This is a genomic window from Xenorhabdus yunnanensis (assembly GCF_028598805.1).
Classification (GTDB): domain Bacteria; phylum Pseudomonadota; class Gammaproteobacteria; order Enterobacterales; family Enterobacteriaceae; genus Xenorhabdus; species Xenorhabdus yunnanensis.
Map to the genome: position 1 here is coordinate 1 of NZ_JAQRFI010000079.1, position 8,058 is coordinate 8,058.

6 protein-coding genes and 3 pseudogenes are annotated in these 8,058 nt (G+C 45.3%); all 9 read right to left on the reverse strand.

What is annotated here, in order from left to right; translation table 11 throughout:
• Positions 1–25: 25 nt before the first annotated feature.
• Positions 26–154 (reverse strand): annotated as a pseudogene (locus tag PSI23_RS19380) (IS110 family transposase); the annotation flags it as partial.
• Positions 147–644: pseudogene (locus tag PSI23_RS19385) on the reverse strand (head-tail connector protein); the annotation flags it as partial. The pseudogenes PSI23_RS19380 and PSI23_RS19385, both read right to left, overlap by 8 nt.
• Complete coding sequence (locus PSI23_RS19390) at positions 637–1,860, reverse strand: phage portal protein (RefSeq protein ID WP_273556617.1); 1,224 nt, start codon at positions 1,858–1,860, stop codon at positions 637–639. The gene PSI23_RS19390 and the pseudogene PSI23_RS19385, both read right to left, overlap by 8 nt.
• A 2-nt stretch (positions 1,861–1,862) precedes the next feature.
• Complete coding sequence (locus PSI23_RS19395) at positions 1,863–2,411, reverse strand: HK97 family phage prohead protease (protein WP_273556618.1); 549 nt, start codon at positions 2,409–2,411, stop codon at positions 1,863–1,865.
• A gap of 42 nt (positions 2,412–2,453) precedes the next feature.
• Positions 2,454–3,329, reverse strand: a complete 876-nt coding sequence (locus PSI23_RS19400) for a phage major capsid protein (protein ID WP_273556619.1) — start codon at positions 3,327–3,329, stop codon at positions 2,454–2,456.
• 308 nt (positions 3,330–3,637) lie between these two features.
• The gene (locus PSI23_RS19405; protein ID WP_273556620.1) at positions 3,638–3,892 is read right to left on the reverse strand and encodes a hypothetical protein; all 255 of its coding nucleotides are present in this window, start codon (positions 3,890–3,892) and stop codon (positions 3,638–3,640) included.
• Complete coding sequence (locus PSI23_RS19410; RefSeq protein ID WP_273556621.1) at positions 3,889–4,692, reverse strand: tRNase toxin domain-containing protein; 804 nt, start codon at positions 4,690–4,692, stop codon at positions 3,889–3,891. The genes PSI23_RS19405 and PSI23_RS19410 overlap by 4 nt, the downstream gene beginning before the upstream one ends.
• Positions 4,693–5,396: 704 nt before the next feature.
• A pseudogene (locus tag PSI23_RS19415) lies at positions 5,397–7,537 on the reverse strand (toprim domain-containing protein).
• Between the two features lie 146 nt (positions 7,538–7,683).
• The gene (locus PSI23_RS19420) at positions 7,684–7,809 is read right to left on the reverse strand and encodes a hypothetical protein (RefSeq protein ID WP_273556622.1); all 126 of its coding nucleotides are present in this window, start codon (positions 7,807–7,809) and stop codon (positions 7,684–7,686) included.
• Positions 7,810–8,058: the final 249 nt, after the last annotated feature.

The window sequence follows — 8,058 nt, forward strand, 5'->3', positions numbered from 1 at the left end:
CGCCCTGAGACATTCGACAAGCGTTTTATGCTTTAAGCAAAGGCGAATTTCGATCTTTGAGTGCCAGTAAGTATTTCGCTTCGTTGTAACAGGTCCTGGTTTTCCAACAGCAGTAAATTATCCTTATCCATTTAAACGCCAGTGCCCGGATCGCCGTTGTGACGAATAACTTTACGGTTAACGAACACTTCGGCAGATTTGGCAACGGGGCTAAAGCGCATATAAGTTTGCGGGAACGGCTCAACATCCAGCCCCGCACCCTGCAATTGGGTGCGTAGGTGCGTGGCGTTCCATGTATCAAAGCCCACCAGCCTGATATCAAAGTGCTGGCTGTCTTTGAGAATATCATCACGGATACGGTCATAATCAATGCAATCGCCTTGTGTGGTACGTATCCAGCCCATTTGCGCCCATTGACGATAGACAGCCCGATTCTCATACAGCAAGCCGATATAGAGTAAACAGCCGACTTTGATCGCAGGGCTGAGTGCCAAGCCCTCATCAAACCGTTTGCCGATATGTTGCTGGCAGACTTCTAACGCAGCACCGGCATAGCCCTTAAGCAGTGCATCCTCAAGCGTGTCGCTTTCATCTATCCGGCAGTGCTGTTTGATTTCGTCCAATGTTATGAGAGGGTTACTCATCTTTCACCTCGGTTTTTTTAATACTGACCTCTTGCTTCCATGCTTGATTGAATTCATCGCCCCCTTCACGGGGAGAGAGCCCTTCCCGTTCACGCGCTTCATTCGGGCACATGACACCAGATTTAATCGCCGTCTCGTAGCTTTGGAAGCGTTCTTTCGGATTGGCTCGCAGTAAGTCGGCGGTATCAAACTCGACTTGGTAACGAATGCCTCTTTTTGGCGATGCCATCAGCAAGGCCGATTTGATTTGCTGTTCAAAGTTGGCGAGCCACGGGCGCATGGTAATGGTCAGAAAGGCGCGGGACGCTTCGCTAAAGTTGCTGTAGGTACTGTTCGAATACTCTTGTAAAAAGATCGGGCTGACGTTGAACATACGGGCGATATCATCAATCGTGAAGCGACGGGAAGCCAGCCACTCGGCATCTTGGTTACTCATACCCAATTGCTGGTATTCCATCCCGCCTTCAAGGATCGGCGTTTTCCCTGCATTGCGAGCGCCCTTGTAAAGTTCAAGGGCTTCCAATGCCTTAGCCCCCTTTGTCCCGTCCAGCCAGTCAGAGGCTTCAATCACACCCGCTGCCATCATGCCGTCTTTCATGATACTGGCTCCGTGGCGTTGTTGTGCCAGTCCCAGACCTAAGGTTTCACGGCAAATAGTAACAGGCGAGCGTCCAAGAAAACCGTCTTCGGTGGCATAGCGCAGATGCAAGATTTCTTCCTGTAAGTAGGTTTTTACCTTCCCGCTATAAGGTTCGGTGATGGTGTACGCGAACCGGTGATCCGATAATCGTTGAGGGACAACTGCTGACGGTGGGTAAGGATGCAATGATTGTGGCTGACCATCTTTTCCCCAGACTATGGCCGCATAAGCATTACCATTGAGTAAGCAATGACGCATCAGGGTTCGCTTAAACTGAAATGGGATCTGGCAGTCATTCGGACACTCATTCAGCAAATAATCGACAGGATGATCACTGAGCCATTCGCGGGATTCTTTGCCGTTCTGGTGCTGAACCCGATAGAGATAGCAAGGCATGGTCGCCACTGCTTCACTGATCACCGTAACGGCATTCATTACCGCAGGTAAGCCCTCCGCCGTAGACGGTGAAACATGCTCGCCCGATTTGGTGTTAGACGCGCCCGCCAGAAAAAGAAACTCATCCAGGCTTAGGCTTAGGCTTCGGGTTTCTGGGACTTTTCGTTTAAACGGCCACATAGTTACACCTCGGACAGTTGCAGCCAGTAATGACGCAAATCAGCATCACAGGGCTTAACCTCATTCAGCGAACGCTTGGCAATCTCTATCCCGCTTTCAGGGTAGGCGGGCAAGCTGGTGATAGTGATTTTCCGCAGTTCGGCCTCTAAAACGGTTCTCAGATACGGCTCTTGTCCAACATCCCACTGATCTTTCAGCGCCCTGAATCCAAAGCTCACACCAGAAATATCACCCCGCCCAACCAAAGTCAGTACATCACGCCCCAACTGCGTATCAGGCGGGGTTAACTTAAAACGTAATCCGGTGGCATCTTCGGTAAGCTGCAATGTACCCGATGTGGTACGGCCTAACAGGTTCATGTGATCATGCTCATACAAAGCCCTGATATCTGCACCTGCCGTTAAACTGGCGCTAAAGGCATTGGGGGCGAATTGTTCGACAAACTCATCCCACAAAACTTGTGATCGGCTGTTCCACTTAATTACATAACCTGTCAGCTTCTTATCACTGGCAGACAGGGAAGCAGTGCGGATTTCAAAATCATTTTTCATTGGTAGACTCCAGACTACAAAGGGGCGCAGTGCCCCTTATCGTTAACCCGCTTTCGTGCCTTTGATTTCGAGCACTTTGATGGCGTTGGAATCCACCAGACCGCCGCCCAAGTACTTATCGGTGTGTACCTTATAGAATCTCGGCTCGGTGATATTGTAAGGACGGGTACGGGTGCCGGTTTCATGGTCAACGATGAAATAACCGCGTTTGAAGTCACCCAGACCAATGATGTTATCGGGCATAAATTCAAGATAATGGACAGGCAAGCCCAGCAACATATCAGGATCACCGGCTTGCAGACGTTCACGCCAGATGTAATCCCCGTTGCCGTTTTTCAGCTTCTGCACGTTGGCAGCAGTCGTGGAGTTCATCACCCAAACCGCGTTCTTACGGTATTTGTTCCTGAGCAGGAATTTCAGGTCATTCGGAGTGGTTGTCTCGCCGCGTACCTTGCCTTCTTCCCCGTGTGCCACTGCTGCGCCACCAACCGAAACAAGCTGCTTATATTCGTTGCTGCGTGTGATCTTGATGGCACAGATTTGGCGCATGACTGATTCACAGGTAAGTTGCTGCATGATCTGTTTGTTCAGTTCGGGGATAACGGTATAGCCACCCTCTGACGGAACGCCCGTAGACAAGGTGCGGGTTTCGCCCGTCAGAATATAGTGGCGCAGTTCGTCATTACTGAGTTTTTCACTGGTCGGCTGGGTTTTCGCCTGATTGCGTTCTTCATCAGATAACGCCTCATAACGGGCAATTTCCGCATTGAGTGCTTCGAATTGGCTACGCAGCTCATCAAACTGTTTCGCTTCATCAGCATTCAATGAACGCTTTTCATCTTCGGCTTTAGTCAGTAGCGAACGCATTTGTTCGGTAAAGGTTGCTTTTTGCTGACGTAATTCGAGTAATTTCTTCATGGTGCCTCTGCATGTAGGTTAAGGGTTCGCTGTCATGCAGGTTCGGGGGAAAGCGGTAGTTCTCAGACAGCTACCGCTTTGAGGACTTGCTACAGAGCAATTGAAGTCAGAACGTACCTACACGTATCAGAAATCACTATTTAACACCATGAAAAACAATAAAAAAGACCTCGAAACAAGAGGTCTAAACAGGCGGAAACATGAGGACGAAATATTTACAAATATTTTCATTTATACAGTGGTAGTTTTTCGTATAAATTGATTATGGTCATTAACATGGTTATTTAGGCAGTTATTGAAATGAAGCCTCACTCCTCAGGAGTGCTACTGTTCTGAGTCAATGCTTCTCTCGCTTCTATTAAAATAGATATAAAGTCATCCAATGGCATTTTTGCTATAAAACCGTGTGCTACATCAGAACCAAATAACTCAATTTCAAGCTTATCTACACCTTTATCTTGGTTTATTTCCGCAATTTTTTCCCAACCTAACTGTACTTCTAATGTAAGGTTTTCATATTCAGCCGGACTAGAGAAGAATAATTCTAATTTACTTTCTTTCATTTCATCACCTTTGGATCTAAAACGGTATTAAATGAACCATCTGCATTAAATCGAATACCTTTACCATTAGGTAACCTATATTCAAATCCTCCTCTTGCTAATTTATTTCTCACTGTATTTGGGTTATTCAGAACACTGCGTACAAACTGTTCGGCTGCAGCATTTTTTTGGGTAATATTTCCTTTTAACGGTTTAAATGTTCCCCCAAGTCTTCCTGCGTGTTTATCCCATGCCCTAGCTACTGCTGATAAACCTTGATTATTAATGGGCTTATTCGCTGAAGAGATAAGGTCTTTTTTCCGAAAACGATCAAACTTTCTTGTATTCTTCTCATTCTGCGGTTCCCATCCTTCCGGCGTACCAGAACTAGCACCCCCTAATTTAGCTTTTTGATCCGCCGTTAATCCCTTCCCGATATTTGGCTTAACTGATTTACCCGAACCGTATTTATCCTGTAAGTGATTCAGGTAACGTTGGGTAACTTCATCATTCCCTATCATAAAAAGTGTAATCAGATGATCGAAATCTTTTTGAGAAATGTTATTTGCGATCCCCTGTGCAGCAATTCCAACTATCCCCACTTTAGCTGCTATTTCCAGAATTTTTTTTGCCACCTTAGCCCGGCAATATGCGATTCTCTTACAGACTTTTAGGGGTAAAGTTACAACAGACCGCTTTTTCCTCTCTGTGGTTTTATTCTGCTGATCCTGTTGTGGGTATTTAACAATCTCATTCGCCTGAGATAACGGGACAAATATAGCGTAAAAGATTGTCAGAATAATAACAAATAGTTTTTTCATGGGTTTTTCCCTCTTTTTAAAAATAAGGGGTGGTTTATATCACTTTGACATAATGCATTTGCCCTGATGCGGCAAACTTGAAAATACAAAAATTAAAAATATATAACAATAAATACTGTGTTTTACAGAGGGTTATTTATTATCTATTTATGAATTATTTACAAAAACACCATTAATGGGATTCATTGACATTCCCTCAGAGTCCGAAATTGAAAGTCATATAATAACTAAAGATTGTATATTGGCATGGAGTTACAGCCGATTAGTGAGAGGGTATTTTCACATTAACTGGGGATAATGGTTAAAAGAAAGAGATTAAACGGAGTTAATAAAATTTCCAATGGTTCCGGTTTAGAACCCATATTTCCCTTCACAGATTTATCTGGCTTTTGTTTGCCTGCCAGAAGATACCCCTCCTGAAAATCTTTTTGCATCTTTTACCGAATAGCTTATACCACACAAAATCAGACGCTATCACCCACCCAACATTAATGTATTAACTCGTATTTGATGGTTTAAAGTTTAGAAAAAATGCGCCTGGGTTATCTACCTTATCTACTAAACTCGCTCATCTCTTGCGCTGCAAGGCTCTGAACGGGTAGATAACTCATGTTTTACTATCTACCTGTTGTCTACCTAATTTTGTGTCCTCTACCTATTCTGATTTCAATTTGGTAGACAAGGTAGATAACCAAACACTATTTTTATAAAAACTCGTCTGCTTTATCGGTTAGTTGTACATTGGTTTGCCGTCTACCCTGAATAGTTCGGGTGAGGTATTCCGATTTATATTCTTTAGCGGCTTCCTTAACTGCTTTCCCGAACTCGGTCACACTCAGAGGACGCCCCAATCCCTGATATTCCATAAATGAAAGATAAAGATGATAGAGGTATCTTTTTGGCTGGCGTTCTTCTTCTGTTTTACGTCCGCCACCCATTTCTAACCCTCTCGGCTCGCCCATAAAAGCCAGTGCCGCGCACAAATCTAAAACAGGATTAGATGCGCGTTTAACCTCCAATGCTTCATCACTATCACGCTGCTCAAGTAACAACATTTTAGCCTGTCCGGGATCGTCAAATGTCACCAGCAACCGTCTGATAATAACCGGAATTTCATTGGCTATCTTTTCTGACAAATGCGGGTCTTTATCTTCTTCTTTCACTTTATTGTTAAATTGGTAAATAACACGTCGACGAGCTACACCGCCAGCGCGCTCAGTAAATATCATCGGGGAGTTATTTGTTGCAATAACAACCGCCCGTATAATTGTCGTGTATTGCTGTTCATGCTTGGGATCAATCTCTACAGCGTCACCGCCTGTAATCGCCTTTATGCCAGTACCTTCCCCTGTGTATTTGGGTTGGTCGGGTAAGGTGATCATACTTTTACCCACAAATTGCGCTCGTCCTCGTGCCGTGTCCAACGCCACCATATTTCCACTGGCTGTATTGTGTTGACCAGCCAATAACGTTGCTACCTGAGTAAAAACACTTTTACCGCTACCCCCTTCGCCTGTAATTTCAAGGAATAATTGCCAGTCATAGCGATTAGCTAAGACCATGTATAGCGCTGCAAATATCCGCTTCATTTTGTACGGATCTCGGTCAGCGGCATGGCTTATCCATTTGTGGAAGATAGGCGCACCATCTCGCAAATTTTCATCCGGTTTTGCTGGCGTATACTCAATGCCATTGTGATTTAATAACCAATTTTCAGGCCGGTGAGGTGAAAATACTTTCGTTTCAATATCAAAGACGCCATTAGCAAATGGGATCATGCTCTGGCACGGCTCATCCATCACAGGCGCAACAATCTTTAATGCTTCAACCACATTATTAAGCGCACGCTTACTAAAGTTAGTTCCGTGTAAGGTATAGACCTTTCCCATTTTCCGGCTTAAATCCAAGCATGATGTTTTCTTCCAAACGCCCAGTTGATATGTATAGAACCCTTCGCTTTCTGAATGAATAGCAATCCCTTCATACCGTTCTGTTAACAATAAAGCCTTTTCATTATCCGCCAGTTGCGCAATGTTGTTACTCGTGCGTTTTTTCTTCTGCTTTCCCAGATTAATTGAAATAACGTTAGTTGTTCCCATCTTTTTCTCCCCCACCTGATACAACCCTTTACTGAATGCCTGCTTTGCTGCCTCAATGCCGTGTTGTTGACGGTAATCGTCCCAGTCGGCCTTATGTTCTGTCGGCGGTAATATGACCCACCCATTGATTGCTTTAGCGGTTTTCTCTGCCGCAATCTTCCCAACGTTCTTCTTCGGCTTGCCGTTGTCGTCCAGTTCGCCTTTCTCATGCCAGTCATTGTCAGCGGCAAGAATAATTTTCTCTGTTGTCCACCGTGTTCTGATCTGTTCAGCAACAGCGGATAAATTGCCCTCATCCAGCGCAGCCAGTACTAAGCCCTCATGCAATTGGCTGACCGTTAAGGCCGTTGCATAGCCCTCAGCAATAATGATCGTGTCCGGCGTTCCGGTGATTGCCGATAAGGGGATAAAACTCCCCTTTTTCTTCGAGCCGGGGACAAAACGCTTATCACTGCTCGGCTTGATAATCTGAGCACCGGTGATTGTGCCGTCCAGCGTCTGAGTGACCAGCAACAAAGAACCGTCTTTCAGTAACCACTGATTGGGGCATTGCAGCCCCTTTTCGTCAGATAATCGGATTGACCGGCCGTGGTCTGAGCCACCAGCTTGTTCACTTTCTCGGCTATCGGAGGAGCCTCTGATTTCGGAGCCTCCTTTCTGGCAGGCTTGAGTTCTGGTACAGGTAGCACCAGCGCCTCAGAAACGGCCTTTGCTGCCTCGGTGATCGTTATCCTTCTGGCCTTCATCAGTAAATCAAAGCCATCATCGTGTTTTGGCTCATCACACTGGCGACAATGCCAGTCACCGTCTATCTTTGGCTTTTTTGGTAATAAATGTGAAGAGTGAAACACCCAGACTTCGATATAGCGCCTGTTTTAATGAGATAGGTTTATTACTCATGGTGTGTCTCCTGACGTGATACGAAGATCAGTGAGGACATACCAGCCAGCCGCTGAGTGTCGGATGCAATTAGGAATGTAAATTTTAGGCGAGTTTGGTTAGACTGTATGTCAGCCATAGCATTAGCTCCGATAATGTTGTGGTTAGACGCCTCGATAGTGTTACCGCACTTCGGGGCGTCGCTGTTTTTGTTCCTTGAATGATTCAAGGTGTCAGCCACTATGTTATTTTTAAGTATCAGCCACCAACTACTAATGGTGTTGTGGTCAACAAAAATTGGTCACTGGCTTAGCGTTTTTCCAAAATAATCGTTCTGACTCATTGGGCGTTAACCCATTGTTATACCAGTGAGGACGAAGCTGGCTGT